A 15,860-nucleotide genomic window follows, 5' to 3' on the forward strand; every position below is an offset into this window, starting at 1 on the left:
CGCTCGCCGCCTTGCTGCTGCTCGCCGCCTTGTTGCTGCTCGCCGCCTTGTTGCTGCTCGCCGCCTTGTTGCTGCTCGCCGCCCTGCTGCTGCCCACCATCCGACGACGGCTGCTGCTCTTGGGTCACAGACTTCTCGACCTTCTCGGCCGGATGCGGTGCGTCGGTGGACGTGACACCCGCGTTCTCGTCGACGGCCATCTGGGTGCTCGCCTGGGTGCCGGGGCTCGTGTCCGGGAGCGTCGTATGCGGCAGGATCGACTGCAACCAGTTCACCGTGGCCACCAGCGACGGGCGGTATGCCGGTCCCGGTGCCACCGGGGGCAACCCCGCGATCACCGACGCCCAATACGACAGCTTGTTCACCGGCATCAGCACGATGCTCTTCCCGCTGGCCTTGAGCGCGGCGACTCCCTCACCCCACAACTCGGGATTCCAGGTGAACAGGCCGACCACCGTGTTCTGGAAGGCGTACAGATCGGGCAGATAGCCGCCGTAGCCGAGTTGCGGCAGCTGCGGCAACCAGCCCATCGCGAACCGGATCGGCGGTTGGAAGGTGCTGAGCTGGATGCCGAAGATATCCGGCAACACCAGCCGGTACTTCAGGAGGTCCGGGACGGTCCAGTTGAGGCCGATCTTGTCGACGAACTCCTGCGTCAGGATCGCCGCCGACGACGGCACCACCAGCACGCACGTGCTGGTCGACGTTCCATCTGCGGTGGAACACTGGAGGCGCTTCTTGCCCCATGCATCCCACAGCCAGCCGTTGACCGGCGGCAGATACATGTACAGCGGGTACAGGCCGTGCTTCACCCAATAACCCGCGAGCCCGTCGAGAGCGCCGATGGGATCGTGCAGCGGGTCGGGGAGATCGCAGATCGGGTCACCGGAAAAACACACTGTGGTGACCGGCAGTCCGCCGAAGTCGTCGTCGGCGCGCGCTCCGGCCATCGTCAGTCCCGGGATGACACCGACGAGCACGAGTTCGATCCCCTCGCCGTAGAGGGTTCCGGCTTGTCGCGGATCGGAGTAGAGCAGGCCCGACACCGTGCTCTTGTCGTATGTACCGGTCGTGTCGGTGCCGATGATGGTGAGCGCGTCGCCGGCGATCCCCGCGCCCTGTGAGTAGCCGACGATGACGACGGGGGATCCCGGGCAGCGCGACTGGTAGCTCGACACCGTCGACAAGGTGGCCTGCTCACCCTGCGCCTGGCTGTTGTCGAAGCCGAATGCGCCCAGTGGCCAGATCGTCGCCGGGTATTTAACTGGCTCGACCTTGTAACCGTCGTACTTCTTCTTGGTGAAGTCGTCGGGGTCACGCTGATTCACGACACCCTCGAGCAACCCCGCATTCGGGTCCCACGTGCCGCCGACCAACACCAGCGCACCGTTGCCGCAATCCGCGGAATCCTCGGCCCGGGCCACCCCCGCACCGAAGGTCTGACCGAGCGCCAGAAGCACGGCCATGATGGCCGCGGTCCCGATCAAGGCCATCACGGTGAATGTCTTACGGAGACCCACGGCGCTCATCATCGCTTCCTCACCCTCAACTGCCCACAGGCATCGAATCCATTCTAGATCCGCCATGTCGACGCGATGATTCAATACCGCAGATAACGCCTGAATCCGCCGCGATTGGCCCGATCGGACGACATCACGCGCGCAGTCGCACCGCTCTCACCTGCCCGATGTCCACCGGTGAAACCAGGCTGCGTCAGAGGGTTCTCACCATGTTGCGTCCGTGTTATATCCTTGACGCCAGGTCATGAGCATCAGCGTGAAGCCCCGGCTTGCTGATCGGCAACCCTCCAACCGCGGTGGGGTGCTCCGGGTGATGACCGGGTTGTGGGACGGCCGCACAGGCCTCCCCGGCAAGCGCGGGTCCGAAGGTCGGACCCCAACAGGGTCACCGTGCCCTGCCGACCGCAGAAAGTGATCTATACCCATGTCTGACGTAGCCAACAGTGGCAACGAGAACATCGCCGAACAGGACCCGACGGCTTCCTGGAGTTTCGAGACCAAGCAGATCCACGCCGGCCAGAGCTCCGATGCCACCACCAATGCGCGGGCACTGCCGATCTACCAGACCACGTCGTACACCTTCAACGACACCGCACACGCCGCGAACCTCTTTGCGCTCGCCGAGCCGGGCAACATCTACACGCGCATCATGAACCCGACGCAGGACGTCGTGGAGCAGCGCCTGGCCGCACTCGAAGGTGGCGTCGCGGCCCTGCTGGTGGCGTCGGGCCAGGCGGCGGAGACCTACGCGATCCTCAACATCGTCGAGAACGGCGGACACGTCGTCTCCAGCCCCCGCCTCTACGGCGGCACCTACAACCTGTTCCACTACACGCTGCCCAAGCTGGGCGTCGAGGTGAGCTTCGTCGACGACCCGGAGGACCTCGACTCGTGGCAGGCCGCCGTCCGCGACAACACCCGGGCGTTCTACGGTGAGTCGATCTCCAACCCCGACAACGAGATCCTCGACATCGAGGGCATCTCCGAGGTGGCGCACCGCAACGGCGTTCCGCTCATCGTCGACAACACCGTCGCCACGCCGTACCTGCTCAATCCGCTGGCCCACGGCGCCGACATCGTCGTGCACTCGGCCACCAAGTACATCGGCGGACACGGCACCGCGATCGGCGGCGTGATCGTCGACGGCGGCACCTTCGACTGGCGCGTGCAACGTGACGGGAAGGATCTGTTCCCGGGGTTCACCACGCCCGACCCGAGCTATCACGGTGCGGTGTTCGCCGATCTCGGCGCACCCGCGTACGCGTTGAAGGCCCGCGTGCAACTGCTGCGCGACACGGGCGCGGCGATCTCCCCGTTCAACGCGTTCCTGCTCGCCCAGGGACTCGAGACCTTGAGTCTTCGCGTCGAGCGTCACGTGGCCAACGCACAACGGGTGGCTGAGTACCTGAACGACCACGCCCAGGTGGAATCCGTCGCGTATGCGGGCCTGCCGTCGTCGCGGTGGTACGAGCGCGGCCAGAAGCTGGCCCCCAAGGGGCAGGGCGCGGTGATCGGATTCGAGATCGTCGGCGGCGTCGACGCCGGTAAGCGCTTCGTCGAGGCGCTGACGCTGCACAGCCATGTCGCCAACATCGGGGACGTGCGGTCGCTGGTGATCCACCCCGCATCGACCACGCACAGCCAGCTCACCCCCGAGGAGCAACTGGCGGCCGGTGTGACCCCCGGCCTGGTGCGGTTGGCCGTCGGCGTCGAAGGTATCGACGACATCCTCGCCGACCTCGACCGCGGCTTCCGCGCAGCGCAATAACACGATCAGGACAGGAGCGAGGTAACTCGTGTCGGTGAGCATCGACCCGCAGACGGATACCGCCGAGCAGCCCGACTGGGAGAACGTCCCGGACGGGCAGATGCTCAGCGCACGTCTCGGGTCGATGCCACTCGACAGTGGTGCGCGCATCGACAACGTGACGCTCGCATTCCAGCGTTGGGGACGGTTGTCGCCCGCGCGGGACAACGTGATCCTCGCGCTACACGCGCTCACCGGCGACTCGCACGTCACCGGTCCGGCCGACGACGACCATCCCACCCCGGGCTGGTGGGACGGACTCGTCGGACCCGGACGTGCGATCGACACCGACGAGTGGTGTGTGATCTCCGCGAACGTGCTCGGCGGATGTCGCGGGTCGACGGGGCCGGCGTCGCTGGATTCCCAAGGGAGACCGTGGGGTTCACGTTTCCCGCAGATCACCGTCCTCGACCAGGTGCGGGCGGAGGTGGCCCTGATGGATCGCCTCGGCATACGTGAGGTCGGGGCGGTGCTCGGCGGTTCGATGGGCGGTGCGCGCGCACTCGAGTGGATCATCGAATACCCCGAGCGGGTGCGCAGCGCACTCGTGCTGGCCGTCGGTGCCCGCGCGACCGCCGACCAGATCGGCACCCAGACCACCCAGATCGCCGCGATCACCTCCGATTCCCAGTGGCAGGGCGGCGATTACCACGGCACCGGGCACACGCCGACCGCCGGCATGGGTGTGGCACGACGCATCGCCCACCTCACCTATCGGAGCGAGGCCGAACTCGACGAGCGTTTCGCCAACAACCCCCAGGGCGACGAGAAGCCGTTGCGCGGTGGCCGCTACGCGGTGCAGAGCTACCTCGAGCACCAGGCGGACAAGCTCGTCGAACGTTTTGATCCCGGCAGCTACGTCGTGCTGTCGGAGGTACTCAACCACCACGACGTCGGACGCGGACGCGGCGGCGTCAAGGCCGCCCTCAATGGTTGCCGGGTACCGGTGATCGTCGGCGGTATCGACTCGGATCGCCTGTACCCGTTGCGGTTACAGGTGGAGCTCGCCGAGGAGCTCGGCAACTGCATCGGTGGCCTGCAGGTGGTGCATTCCGACAACGGTCACGACGGATTCCTCACCGAGTTCGACGCGATCAGCGACCTACTCAAACGTACGGTGGCGCTGGCGCGGCGATAGCGCGGCCGCAGCGGCCCATCACGGCGGTGGCAGCAGTCCGGCCATCGGCGTTGTCGTCGTGGTCGACGGGGCGTCGTCGCGCGGTGGCTGCCGCGGCGTGGGAGAGGTCGACGGCGGCGTGGAGGGTCGCGACGGCCGAAGATTCGGCGGCAGCAGATCGGGCGGTATCGAAATGCCCGGTGGCAGTGGCAATGTCGGGCGCGTGGTGGTGGGCGGCGGCGTCGAGGTTTCGGGGACCACCGGCCGCGACGTCGCCGACAATGTCCGCGTTGCCACCGAGGTGGTGGGCGGCAGCTCGGTGGTCGCCCATCGGGGACCGGCCTCGTCGCGCTGCAGCCACGGGGTCTCGGTGGTCTGCGGAATCGGACTCGGCGCCTCGGCAGTACCCCGGGAGGTGACCGCCTCGGTGGTGGTGACATCCGTCGTCGCCGCCACCGAGGTACTGGCCGGCAGCACCGGTCTGCTCTGTCCGGTGAGGGCACTGTCCATCGCGTAGGCAGCCATCACCACCGCGGCCACGATCGCCGCCGCAACCGCGATCGGAACCGGCGAGAGCCACCGGCGGCGACGATTGCCGCCGAGGAACGCCAGACGCGACGGCGCCTGCGCACCCTGGCGGGCAAGCATCGCCGCGCCGGTCGCGGCGACCAATTCCGGATCCGACGGCGCGACGATGTCGGCGGCTGACGGCTCATCGGCCGGCACCATGTCGCGCAGCACGTCCAGATTGGCGAGGCCACCGACGAGTACGACGGCCTCGGCGGGGTGCTCCGACAAGTAGCGTCCGAGCACTTCGCGTGCCCGTTCGATGAGTGGGCGCGCCGCTGACTCCACGTCGGCGGGGGTGATGAAGAGCCGACCGTCGGTATCCGAATCAGTCACCCGCGCAACGGATTCGAGCGGGGCTACACCCCCGGCCTCCTCCTTGGACATCCGCGCCGCACGCAACAGCGCGGTGCGGTCGGACCGCGCGGTCAGCCGTTGCCCGACGTCCGGTCGCGCATCGGCGAGATGGTCGGCGATGGCGTCGTCGAGTAGACGACCGCCGAGCACATCGGTTCGCTCGAACCCCGAGATCGCGCTGTCCGATGTCCGCACGGTGTACAGGCTCATGCCCGTGTCGCCGCAATCGGCCACCACGACGGTGCGGTAACGGTCGATCTGACCGGTGCCGGTCAGATAGGCGACAACGGCCGCCTCCTCGGAGACCAACTGCACCTGGCGCCGCGTGCCCGACCCTCCCCACCGCGACGTGCGGTGGCGCATTCCCTCCCGCGCGGCCACCCCGATGGGCCCCACGCTGTGTCCACGTTCACGCGCCGCGTCGAGCACGAGGTCGATACCAGCGTTGACGCGCCCGACCTCGTCGAGCCCGTCGCTGCGGTCCACCTCGATGACCCGGGAGTCGACCACGTTGCGACCAGCGGCGTCCCGGGTCAGCAGGACGTAATGAATCATCCCCTGACCTGCGGACACACCCAACGACGTCATCTCGTCGGTGGTGTGGTCTCCGGTCTCGAACGTCGAAGTGATGGGTCCCCTGCCGTCCTCGTGTATGTGCTGGTTGTGTGCTGTGTGGTGGCGCCTCGGACCCGGCCGGGCCGGGTCACAAGTCGTTGGCCACCGTAATCAATCTGTGCCCAACGGGTCGATCGACGTGGCCAGCCAGAGCATCACCCCGCCGACCGACGCCAAGCAGAAGACGTCGAAAGCCCGTCCCCGGACCTGCAGCAACCCTACCCGGGACGTGGGCAGCAGGGCCCGCAGCAACGACCCGAGAACGAGTGCGGAACCGAAGACGAAGGCGCCGCGACGCCATCGGTCGAACAGCACCAGCGCCGCGGCGACCACCACGCCCAGCATGACCAGCAGGTAGGGGATCTGCACGAGGTACCGGCGCACACGCCGTGCCCGGCGCAACTGCGCCACGCGGGCGTCGGTGGCGGCACTCACCGGGCCGCACCCTGAGCCGATTCCGCCAGCTGCGCCTCGGCGCGTTCGATCACGTTCACCAGCAAGAATGCGCGGGTCAACGGGCCGACCCCGCCCGGATTCGGCGAGACGTACCCGGCGACGTCCCACACGTCGGGCGCCACGTCGCCGACCAGACCGTCGGCGGTACGGCTGACACCCACGTCGATCACAGCCGCACCGGGCTTGACCATGTCGGCGGTGACGAGATGCGGTACGCCGGCGGCGGCGATCACGATGTCGGCGCGCGACACCTCGGCGGCGAGGTCCCGGGTTCCGGTGTGGCACAGGGTGACCGTGGCGTTCTCGCTGCGGCGGGTGAGGAGCAGGCCGATGGGCCGGCCGATGGTGACCCCACGGCCCACCACCGTGACGCGCGCCCCCGCGAGCGGGATGTCGTAGCGGCGCAGCAGGTGGATCACCCCGCGCGGCGTACACGGGAGCGTCGACTCCTTGCCCAGCACAAGGCGGCCCAGGTTGATCGGATGCAGGCCGTCGGCGTCCTTGGCAGGATCGATGCGCTCGAGGGCGGCGTTCTCGTCGAGGTGCCGCGGCAGCGGGAGTTGCACGATGTAGCCCGTGCAGCCCGGGTCGGCGTTGAGTTCGTCGATCGCGGCGTTGAGGTCTGCGGTGGTGGCGTCGGCGGGCAGATCTTTGCGGATCGACGCGATGCCGATCTTGGCGCAATCGGAGTGCTTGCCCTTCACATACGAGTGTGAACCCGGATCGTCGCCGACCAGGATGGTGCCCAGGCCGGGCATCACACCAGCCATACGTAGTGCGTCGACCCGCTCGCGGAGGTCGGCGAAGATCTCGTCGCGGGTCAGCTTGCCATCGAGTCGTATCGCACTCACCCGTCTATTGTTCCATTCTGAGGGTTCCATCCGGGAGGTGGCCGATCCGACCGCAACCCCGCCGCGGGATACAGTGCGTCCATGTCGGGTCAGGCAGTCTCCGCGATCTCGCCCGGGGACGTCACGGCCGCGCGGGCGAGAATCGACGGCCATCTGCGTCGCACGCCGATCCTGCGCACCGGAATCGACACGCCTTCCGGCCCGGTGGACGTGGTGTTCAAACTCGAGTTCACGCAGCTCGGCGGCTGCTTCAAGCCGCGCGGAAGCGTCAATGCGGTACTTCACGCGCGCGAGCAGGGGATCTTGGGCGACACGGGTGTAATGGTGGCCTCCGGCGGCAACGCCGCGATCGGTGCCGCATGGGCGGCGCGTATCGCCCGCACCCACTGCACCGTCGTGGTGCCCGAGACGGCCCCATCGGTGAAGGTGGCGGCGCTGCGGGCGTTGGGGGCCGACGTCCATCTGGTGGGACAGATCTATCAGGACGCCGCCGATCACGCCGCGGCGCGGGCCGAGGAGACCGGCGCGCTGCTGCTGCACGCCTACGATCTGCCCGACGTGGTCGCCGGCGCCGGCACGATCGGCGCCGAGCTCCGCGAGGAGGTCGACGGGCCGCTGACCACCGTCGTGTGCGTGGGCGGCGGCGGATTGCTCGGCGGACTCGCGGCCGAGATGCGCCCCGGCGACCGGCTGATCGGTGCCGAACCGGAGGGTGCGTCGTGCCTGCATGGTGCCGTGGCCGCGGGCCACCCGGTTTCGGTGCGGCCGGAAAGCGTTGCCGCCGATTCGCTGGGCGCCACCCGCGTCGGCGACATCTGCTGGGCCACCATCGCGGGCCGCGACGTCGAGAGTGTGGTGGTGTCCGACGACGACATCATCGCCGCCCGCCGGATGCTGTGGCATCGATGGCGCATCGTGGTGGAGCACGGCACCGCCACCGCGGTGGCCGCGGTCACCACCGGAGCGGCGCGACCCGCCGCCGACTCCACGCTGTGTGTGGTGCTGTGCGGCGCCAACACGTCACTCGACGGGCTCTGACGGGTCGAGCGTGCCCATAATCCCGTCGAGCGTGCCCACATCCGAGTCGACCGTGCCCACATCCGAGTCGAGCGTGCCCACATCCGAGTCGACCGTGCCCATATCGGCGAATCTTCTCTGTGCCACCCTCGATATGAGACGACGACGCGACGTGCGCTGCGAGACCGAGTGCGCTTCGGCGCAGTTCCACGACACGAGGCCCGAGGAATTCACTTGTTCCGAATGATGTTCTATCAGCCCTGCATTCCGCCCAACACCGGCAATGCGATCCGGTTGGCCGCCAACACCGGCTGCGAACTCCACCTCGTCGAGCCGCTCGGGTTCTCCATGTCGGACGCCCAAGTGAGGCGTGCAGGCCTCGATTACCACGAAATGGCCACTGTCACAGTTCATCCCGACCTCGATCGGGCCTTCGACGCACTGGCCCCGCGTCGGGTGTTCGCGTTCACCGCGCATGCCGAACGCTTCTATACCGACGTCGATTACCAGCCGGGTGATGTCCTACTGTTCGGACCTGAACCCACCGGACTGCCCGACGAGGTCCTCGACGATGACCGGGTCACCGACCAGATCCGTATACCCATGCTCGCCGGGCGCCGCTCACACAATCTGGCGAACGCCGCGAGCATCGTCGTCTATGAGGCATGGCGACAGAACGGATTCGACGGAGCCGTCTAGTCGAAACCGGGCACGCTCAACCGAGATGTGGGCACGCTCGACGCGGATCTGGGCACGCTCGACTCAGCCGACGCGGAAGCGCTTGGTGCGCGCGGTGGCGCCGCCGACGAGTGCCACCTTGCTCTTGGGAACACCGAGATGCTTGGCCAGCAGTTCGGCGATCGCCTTGTTCGCCTTGCCCTCGGTCGCGGGTTCACGCACGTAGATGGTGATCGAACCGTCGGGTCCGGTCTCCACCAGCGGCCCCTTTCGGCTGCTCGGCTTGGCCGTGACGATCACCTGTTGTGCCATCTCTCGTCTCTCGCTCAGCGCGCGGATAGACCGCGCGTCGGTTCAACTCGGTTCAGTGCCAGTCCCGCGAACGGGTTCCGACTCGAAGATCCATGCGCTGCAAACGATCTGCAACCACCGTCACCGCACCCTCGGCGTTTTGCACCTTACCGCGGACCAGCAGTGCCGAGGCCGAATGTGCCAGGTCGCGATACCGCGACCACAGCCCCACCGAACACACCACGTTCACCATGCCGGTTTCGTCCTCGAGATTGATGAACGTCACGCCCGACGCCGTCGCGGGACGTTGCCGATGCGTGACCGCCCCGCCGACGATGACGCGGGACCCATCCGGCACAGACAATAGCGCCTCGGCGGGCAACACACCCATGGCGGCCAACCGCGGCCGGAGGAACTGCGTCGGATAGTTCGTGGGGGTGATGCCCGTCGCCCAGGCGTCGGTGGCCGCGAGTTCCACGTCGGACAATCCGGGCAGGGTGGGCGTCTGCGCCGATCCGCGCAGGTCGAGGTGATCGGCACTGGCCGTGGCCGCCGCCCCGGCCGCCCATAGAGCCTGCCGCCGGCTCATCCCGAAACACTCGAAGGCCCCGGCACCGGCCAGCCCCTCCAGCTGTCGCAACTCGAGATCGGCGCGCCGCGACAGTTCGACGATGCTCTCGTACGGACCGTCGGCCACACGGCGTTCGACGATGCGCGCCGCCACCTCCTCCCCCACCCCGCGCACCGCGGCCAGACCGAGCCGCACCTCGAGTCCCCCGGCCTCCAGCGTCGCCTCGGCGAGCGAGGCATTGATGTGCGGTCGATGCACCCGCACACCGTGCCTGCGCGCGTCGGCAACCAGGGACTGAGGCGAATAGAAGCCCATCGGCTGCGCCCGGAGCAGCGCCGCGCAGAACGCGGCCGGATGATGCAGCTTGAACCACGACGAATAGAACACCAGCGAGGCGAAACTCTGCGAATGACTCTCCGGGAAACCGAAATTGGCGAAGGCGGCCATCTTCTCGTAGATGCTGTCGGCCACCTCCCCGGTGATACCGTGCTCGCGCTCCATCCCCTCATAGAAGCGGCGGCGCAACTGCTGCATACGCTCGGGCGAGCGTTTGGAGCCCATCGCCCGGCGCAACTGATCGGCCCCGGCGGCATCGAACCCGGCGACGTCGACCGCGAGTTGCATGAGCTGCTCCTGGAACAGCGGCACCCCGAGAGTGCGAGCCAGCGCCTTGTGCATCGACGGATGCTCCACGTCGGGTTTCTCGTCGCCGTTGCGACGCCGGATGTAGGGATGCACCGACCCGCCCTGGATCGGGCCGGGACGGATCAGCGCCACCTCGACAACGAGATCGTAGAAACACCGCGGTTTCAGCCGCGGCAGCGTGGCCATCTGGGCACGCGACTCCACCTGGAACACCCCCACCGAATCGGCGCGGCACAACATCTCGTACACGGCTTCCTCGGTGAGGTCCAGACGCGCGAGATCGACGTGGAGGCCCTTGTGTTCGGCCACCAGGTCGATCGCGTAGTGCAGCGCCGAGAGCATGCCCAGCCCCAGCAGATCGAACTTCACCAGCCCGATCGCCGCGCAGTCGTCCTTGTCCCACTGCAGCACGCTGCGGTTGTCCATCCGAGCCCATTCGGTGGGACAGACGTCGGCGATGGGTCGGTCGCAGATCACCATGCCGCCCGAATGGATGCCGAGATGCCTGGGCATCCCCTCGATCTCGGCGGCGAGTTCGAGCACGTCGTCCGGTGCGGTGTCGGGCATCTTGCTCCACGCGTCCTGCTGACCGGTCGCATAGCCGAGCGCACGCGCCATGTCGCGCACCGACGACCGGCCGCGGTAGGTGATCACGTTGGCCACCTGTGCGCTGTAATCACGCCCGTAGCGGCGGTAGACGTACTGGATGGCCTCCTCCCGGCGATCGGACTCGATGTCGACGTCGATGTCGGGCGGCCCATCGCGTTCGGGTGAGAGGAATCGTTCGAACAGCAATGCGTTGGCCACCGGGTCGACGTTGGTGATCCCGAGCGCGTAACACACCGCCGAGTTGGCCGCGCTGCCCCGACCCTGACACAGGATGTCGTTGCGTTTGCAGAAGTCGACGATGTCGGCGACCACCAGGAAATAGCCGGGGAAATCGAGGGTGGTGATGACGGCGAGTTCGTGTTCGATCTGCCGGTAGGCGGCCGGGTGTTGGGTGGGTGTGCCGTAGCGACGCTGGGCGCGGGTCATGGTGAGGTGGCGCAGCCAGCTGATCTCGGTGTGCCCGTCGGGCACGTCGAACGGCGGGAGTTGCGGCGCGATCAGCCCGAGTTCGAAGGCGCACTCGGCCGCCAACTCCGACGCGGCGACGATGGCATCGCGATGGGCGGGCATCAGCCGCGCCATCTCGTCACCGCTGCGCAGATGCGCGCCGCCGACACCCGGCATCCAGCCGGCAATGGTGTCGACGTCGGTGCGGGCCCGCACGGCGGCCATCGCCATGGCCAGCCGCCGGCGGCGCGGCGCGGCGAAATGCGCACCGGTGGTGGCCACCGTGGGCAACCGGAAACGCCCGGCCAGTTCGGCCAGCGCGGCATTGCGTTCATCGTCGTCGGGTAGTCCCGACGCCGTCAGTTCCACCACCACGCCATCACGGCCGAAGCGGTCGACCAGCCCGCGTAGTGCGATCTCGGCCGCACCGGTCCCGGCCCGGTCCAGGGCCCGACGCACCGCACCCTTGCGACATCCGGTCAGCACCACCCAGTGCCCGGCCTCGCCGGCGAGCCGGTCGATGTCGTACCGCAGCAACCCTTTCTCGCCGCCGGTCATGTGGGCATCTGCGATGACCCGCGACAGGCGCCGGTAGCCCTCACCGCTGCGCGCGAGGACCAGCAGATGCTCGCCCGCCGGATCGTTGACCCCTGTGCGGGCGACATCGGGTTCCAGCGAGAGTTCGGCGCCGAACACCGTCGGCATGCCGAATTCCCTTGCCGCCTCGGCAAATCGGACCACCCCGTAGAAGCCGTCGTGATCGGTGATCGAGAGCGCGGACAGATCCAGTCGCACCGCCTCCTCGACCATCTCCTCCGGCATCGAGGCGCCGTCGAGAAAGCTGTAGGAACTGTGTGCGTGCAGTTCGGCGTAGGGCAGCGACGAGCGCACCCGATCGATCTCGGGCGCGGTGTAGGCGCCCCGCTTCCGCGACCAGGCGGGGCTGTCGCCGCCGTCGCCGGGCGGCGACAGATCGCTGCGCCCCCCGCTCTCCGGGCCGAAGAACTCACCGGGCCGCGCACCTCCCGGCGCCCGCCCCGACAGCACCCGCTCCATCTCCCGCCAGGTCGGCGGACCCTGGTTCCAGCCCACCCGACAATGATAGAACACCTGTTCGATGAAGTCGATCGCGTCGCCTCGTTGTGAACAGCTCCACGGTTCCCCGGCCCTCGGGAACCTTGCCATCTGTCGGTGTAAGTGTCAGGGTGGGATGCGTTCTTACCGACCAGTAAGAAGCAGTGCGGCGATCGGGGACAACACAGTGAGCACGTACTTCCTCACCGGTGGCACCGGTTTCATCGGTCGACGGGTGATCCGTCGACTGCTCGATACCCGGCCCGACGCCACGGTGTACGCACTGGTCCGCGCCGGTTCACTCACCCGATTCAGTGAGATGTTCGCCGACGTATCCGCCGATCGACTGCATCCCGTGGTCGGCGATCTCACCGCACCGGGCCTGGGCCTCGACTCCGCCGACCTACCGGCCGCCACCGACCACGTGATCCACCTGGGCGCGATCTACGACATGACCGCCGACGCGCAGACGCAGCAGCGGGCCAACGTCGACGGCACCGCGCACGTCGCCGACCTCGCCGCCGACCGCGGCGCCATGCTTCATCACGTCTCCTCGATCGCCGTGGCCGGAGATCATTCCGGTGCCTTCACCGAGGCCGATTTCGATCTGGGACAAGGATTTCCGACGCCCTATCACCGCACCAAGTTCGAGGCCGAGAAGCTCGTCCGCGAGCGCGACGGTCTGCGCTGGCGTGTCTACCGGCCGTCGGTGGTGGTCGGTGATTCGCGCACCGGTGAGATGGACAAGGTCGACGGCCCCTACTACTTCTTCCCCCGGCTGCGACTGTTGAGGATGCTGCCGTCGGCGCTGATCGTGCCGATGCCCGACCTCGGCCGCCTCAATCTGGTGCCCGTCGACTTCGTGGTCGACGCGATCGTGGCGCTGGCCGACACCGACCCCGATCGCAGCGGATTGGTCTTTCACCTCGCCGACCCGAAGGACCGCGGAGTCGTCGGCATGTACAACGCCCTCGCACCGGGTTTCGGCGGCCCGCGTGGCATCGCCGCCCTCGACCGTCGGCTGGTGGCGCCGATGATCACGCTGTCCGGCGCCGGACCGGTCAAACCGATCCGCGACCTGATCGCCATCGGGGAGGGCATCCCGCCCGCGGTGCTCGACGCCACCCGGATGTCCGCGGTTTTCCGTGCCGATGAGACGATCACGCGGCTCGGCGGACTCGGCGTGACCCTTCCCGACCTCGACGACTACGGCCCCCGGCTCTGGCGGTACTGGGCCGAACACCTCGACCCGGCCCGGCACCGTCGCGCCGATCCACGCGGCCCACTCGTCGGCAAACACATCCTGATCACCGGCGGATCCAGCGGCATCGGCAAGGCGACGGCGCGGATGTGTGTGGCGCGCGGTGCCGATGTCTACGTGGTGGCCCGCAACGCCGACGATCTCGCGGTCGCGGTCGCCGAACTCAACGCCTCGCAGTCCAAACCCGGTGTGCCACCGGGACGTGCCTTCGGCTACCCGTGTGACGTCACCGACGAGGAGTCGGTGCGCACCCTGGTCAAGAACATCCTGGGCGAGCACGGCCACGTTGACGTCCTGGTCAACAATGCGGGCCGATCGATCCGCCGCGCCACCCGCAACGCCACCGACCGCTCCCACGACTATCAGCGTGTGATGGCCGTCAACTACTTCGCCGCGGTCAACCTGGTGCTCGCCCTGCTCCCCCACATGGTGGAACGGCAGTCGGGTCATGTGGTCAACGTGTCGTCGATCGCGGTGCAGACCCACGGCGCCCGATTCGGCGCGTACGCGGCATCCAAGGCGGCGCTGGAGGCGTTCAGCGAGTCGACCGGAGCCGAAACCCTCTCCGATCACGTGACATTCACCAACGTCCGGCTCCCGCTGGTACGCACCCGGATGATCGCGCCCACCGAGGCGTACCGCGATTCGCTGGGGGTGTGGAACGTCGACAAGGCCGCTGCGACGGTACTGCGGGCCATCGTTGCGCACCCCGCCCGGATCAGTCCGCCGATCGGCCACCTCGCGGAGTTCGGCCGGCGGGTGGCCCCGCGTCTGACGGCGTGGATTCTGCACCAGGAGTACCTGCTGATGCGCGAGTCCGCGGCCGCGCTCGGCACCGTGGCCGATCCGTCGGATACGCTCAGCTGATCGACACACCGTATCTCGCCGTCGACGTCGCCCGGCTCGACCGCAACCTGTCCAGGGTCGCCGCCCTGGCGGCGCAGGCCGGCATCGACCTGCGCCCGCACGCCAAGACACACAAATGCGACGAGATCGCCCGCCGCCAGATGAATTGCGGGGCAGTCGGTCTCACGGTGGCGACAATCGGCGAGGCAGAGGCGTTCGCAGCCGGGAGCGCCCGCAGCGGAGCCGACGACCTGTTCATCGCCTACCCCCTGTGGGTGACCGCGCACAAGGGGGCGCGACTGCGCGCGCTGGCGCAGCGGGTGTCGTTGCGGCTCGGCGTGGACTCGGTGGTCGCGGCGCAGCGTCTCGGTGCCGAACTCGGCGCCGGGTGGACGGGCGCCCATCGCGGGGTGCAGGTGGCGGTGGAGGTCGATTCCGGCCAGCACCGCACCGGCGTGGCGCCGGCTGCCGCGGGCGAGGTGGCGGCCGCGGCACGCGACGCGGGACTCGAGGTGGTGGGCGTCTTCACGTTTCCCGGACACGGATACGGACCGGGCGACGCGCGACGCACCGCCGCCGACCAGGAGGTGAGTGCGCTGGCCGAGGCATCGGAATCGTTGCGCGCCATCGGCATCGAACCTCGGGTGCGCAGCGGCGGGTCCACTCCGACCATCGAGTTCGCCGGCTCCGGCGTGCTCACCGAGATCCGTCCGGGCGTCTACCCGTTCTACGACGCGCAGCAGGTGGAGCTCGGCTCGTGCGGCGTCGACGATGTCGCGCTGACCGCGGTGGCCACGGTGGTGCACCGCAGCGGTAACCGGGTGGTGGTGGATGCGGGCAGCAAGATCCTGGGCGCCGACCGGCCGGTGTGGGCGAGCGGGCACGGCCGCATCCTCGACGAACCCGATGCACGTATCGTCGCGCTCTCCGAACATCATGCCGTCGTGGAGTATCCCGCGGGCGTCTCCGCCGATGAACTGCCCGATCCGGGCGCGGTGACGCGGGTGATCCCCAATCACGTGTGTACCGCGGTGAACCTGGTGGACACCCTCGTCGCAAGCACCTCCGACGGCGAGACCACGATGTGGCCGGTGACCGCCCGGGGTCGCAATGCGTGAGTCGCCATACGTG

At 68.2% G+C, this 15,860-nt stretch carries 13 protein-coding genes and 1 riboswitch; of the genes, 6 read left to right on the forward strand and 7 right to left on the reverse strand.

The window, feature by feature from the left end:
* Positions 1–1,529: cutinase family protein (locus ACWDTD_RS05745; RefSeq protein ID WP_449746108.1), on the reverse strand; the 1,529-nt coding region annotated here is incomplete at its 3' end.
* 231 nt (positions 1,530–1,760) lie between these two features.
* Positions 1,761–1,883: riboswitch (SAM riboswitch) on the forward strand.
* 61 nt (positions 1,884–1,944) lie between these two features.
* Between ACWDTD_RS05745 and ACWDTD_RS05750 the strand changes: the two genes are divergently transcribed.
* Both ACWDTD_RS05750 and metX read left to right on the forward strand, forming a co-directional pair.
* Positions 1,945–3,288, forward strand: coding sequence for a bifunctional o-acetylhomoserine/o-acetylserine sulfhydrylase (locus tag ACWDTD_RS05750; RefSeq protein WP_449746109.1), 1,344 nt, complete (start codon positions 1,945–1,947; stop codon positions 3,286–3,288).
* Between the two features lie 28 nt (positions 3,289–3,316).
* Positions 3,317–4,465, forward strand: a complete 1,149-nt coding sequence (metX, locus tag ACWDTD_RS05755) for a homoserine O-acetyltransferase MetX (RefSeq protein WP_449746110.1) — start codon at positions 3,317–3,319, stop codon at positions 4,463–4,465.
* Positions 4,466–4,483: 18 nt separating this feature from the next.
* Here metX and ACWDTD_RS05760 read toward each other — a convergent pair whose 3' ends face one another.
* The 3 genes from ACWDTD_RS05760 to ACWDTD_RS05770 all read right to left on the reverse strand — a co-directional run bounded on the left by ACWDTD_RS05760 (position 4,484) and on the right by ACWDTD_RS05770 (position 7,290).
* On the reverse strand, positions 4,484–5,923 hold the full coding sequence (locus ACWDTD_RS05760; RefSeq protein ID WP_449746111.1) for a hypothetical protein: 1,440 nt from the start codon (positions 5,921–5,923) through the stop codon (positions 4,484–4,486).
* A gap of 171 nt (positions 5,924–6,094) precedes the next feature.
* Positions 6,095–6,418 carry a DUF3017 domain-containing protein gene (locus tag ACWDTD_RS05765; protein WP_449746112.1) on the reverse strand — a complete coding sequence of 108 codons (324 nt, stop codon included), beginning with the start codon at positions 6,416–6,418 and terminating at the stop codon, positions 6,095–6,097.
* Positions 6,415–7,290 carry a bifunctional methylenetetrahydrofolate dehydrogenase/methenyltetrahydrofolate cyclohydrolase gene (locus ACWDTD_RS05770; protein ID WP_449746113.1) on the reverse strand — a complete coding sequence of 292 codons (876 nt, stop codon included), beginning with the start codon at positions 7,288–7,290 and terminating at the stop codon, positions 6,415–6,417. Before ACWDTD_RS05770 ends, ACWDTD_RS05765 begins: the two co-directional genes overlap by 4 nt.
* An 81-nt stretch (positions 7,291–7,371) precedes the next feature.
* Here ACWDTD_RS05770 and ACWDTD_RS05775 point away from each other — a divergent pair, with 81 nt between their 5' ends.
* A complete protein-coding gene (locus ACWDTD_RS05775; RefSeq protein WP_449746114.1) occupies positions 7,372–8,328 on the forward strand; it encodes a serine/threonine dehydratase in 957 nt (318 codons plus the stop codon).
* Here ACWDTD_RS05775 and ACWDTD_RS05780 read toward each other — a convergent pair.
* Positions 8,311–8,454 carry a hypothetical protein gene (locus tag ACWDTD_RS05780; RefSeq protein ID WP_449746115.1) on the reverse strand — a complete coding sequence of 48 codons (144 nt, stop codon included), beginning with the start codon at positions 8,452–8,454 and terminating at the stop codon, positions 8,311–8,313. The genes ACWDTD_RS05775 and ACWDTD_RS05780 overlap by 18 nt on opposite strands.
* A gap of 87 nt (positions 8,455–8,541) precedes the next feature.
* On the opposite strand from ACWDTD_RS05780, the gene ACWDTD_RS05785 reads away from it, so the two are divergent.
* Positions 8,542–9,006, forward strand: a complete 465-nt coding sequence (locus ACWDTD_RS05785; protein WP_449746116.1) for a tRNA (cytidine(34)-2'-O)-methyltransferase — start codon at positions 8,542–8,544, stop codon at positions 9,004–9,006.
* Positions 9,007–9,069: 63 nt separating this feature from the next.
* Here ACWDTD_RS05785 and ACWDTD_RS05790 read toward each other — a convergent pair whose 3' ends face one another.
* On the reverse strand, positions 9,070–9,297 hold the full coding sequence (locus tag ACWDTD_RS05790; RefSeq protein WP_449746117.1) for a DUF167 domain-containing protein: 228 nt from the start codon (positions 9,295–9,297) through the stop codon (positions 9,070–9,072).
* Positions 9,298–9,349: 52 nt separating this feature from the next.
* Positions 9,350–12,640 carry an error-prone DNA polymerase gene (locus tag ACWDTD_RS05795; RefSeq protein ID WP_449746118.1) on the reverse strand — a complete coding sequence of 1,097 codons (3,291 nt, stop codon included), beginning with the start codon at positions 12,638–12,640 and terminating at the stop codon, positions 9,350–9,352.
* 169 nt (positions 12,641–12,809) lie between these two features.
* On the opposite strand from ACWDTD_RS05795, the gene ACWDTD_RS05800 reads away from it, so the two are divergent.
* Both ACWDTD_RS05800 and ACWDTD_RS05805 read left to right on the forward strand, forming a co-directional pair.
* Positions 12,810–14,750: an SDR family oxidoreductase gene (locus ACWDTD_RS05800; RefSeq protein WP_449746119.1), complete on the forward strand. Its 1,941-nt coding sequence runs from the start codon at positions 12,810–12,812 to the stop codon at positions 14,748–14,750.
* The gene (locus ACWDTD_RS05805; protein WP_449746239.1) at positions 14,747–15,847 is read left to right on the forward strand and encodes an alanine racemase; all 1,101 of its coding nucleotides are present in this window, start codon (positions 14,747–14,749) and stop codon (positions 15,845–15,847) included. Before ACWDTD_RS05800 ends, ACWDTD_RS05805 begins: the two co-directional genes overlap by 4 nt.
* The last annotated feature ends 13 nt before the right edge of the window (positions 15,848–15,860 follow it).

This window comes from Gordonia sp. NPDC003425, from assembly GCF_053588635.1.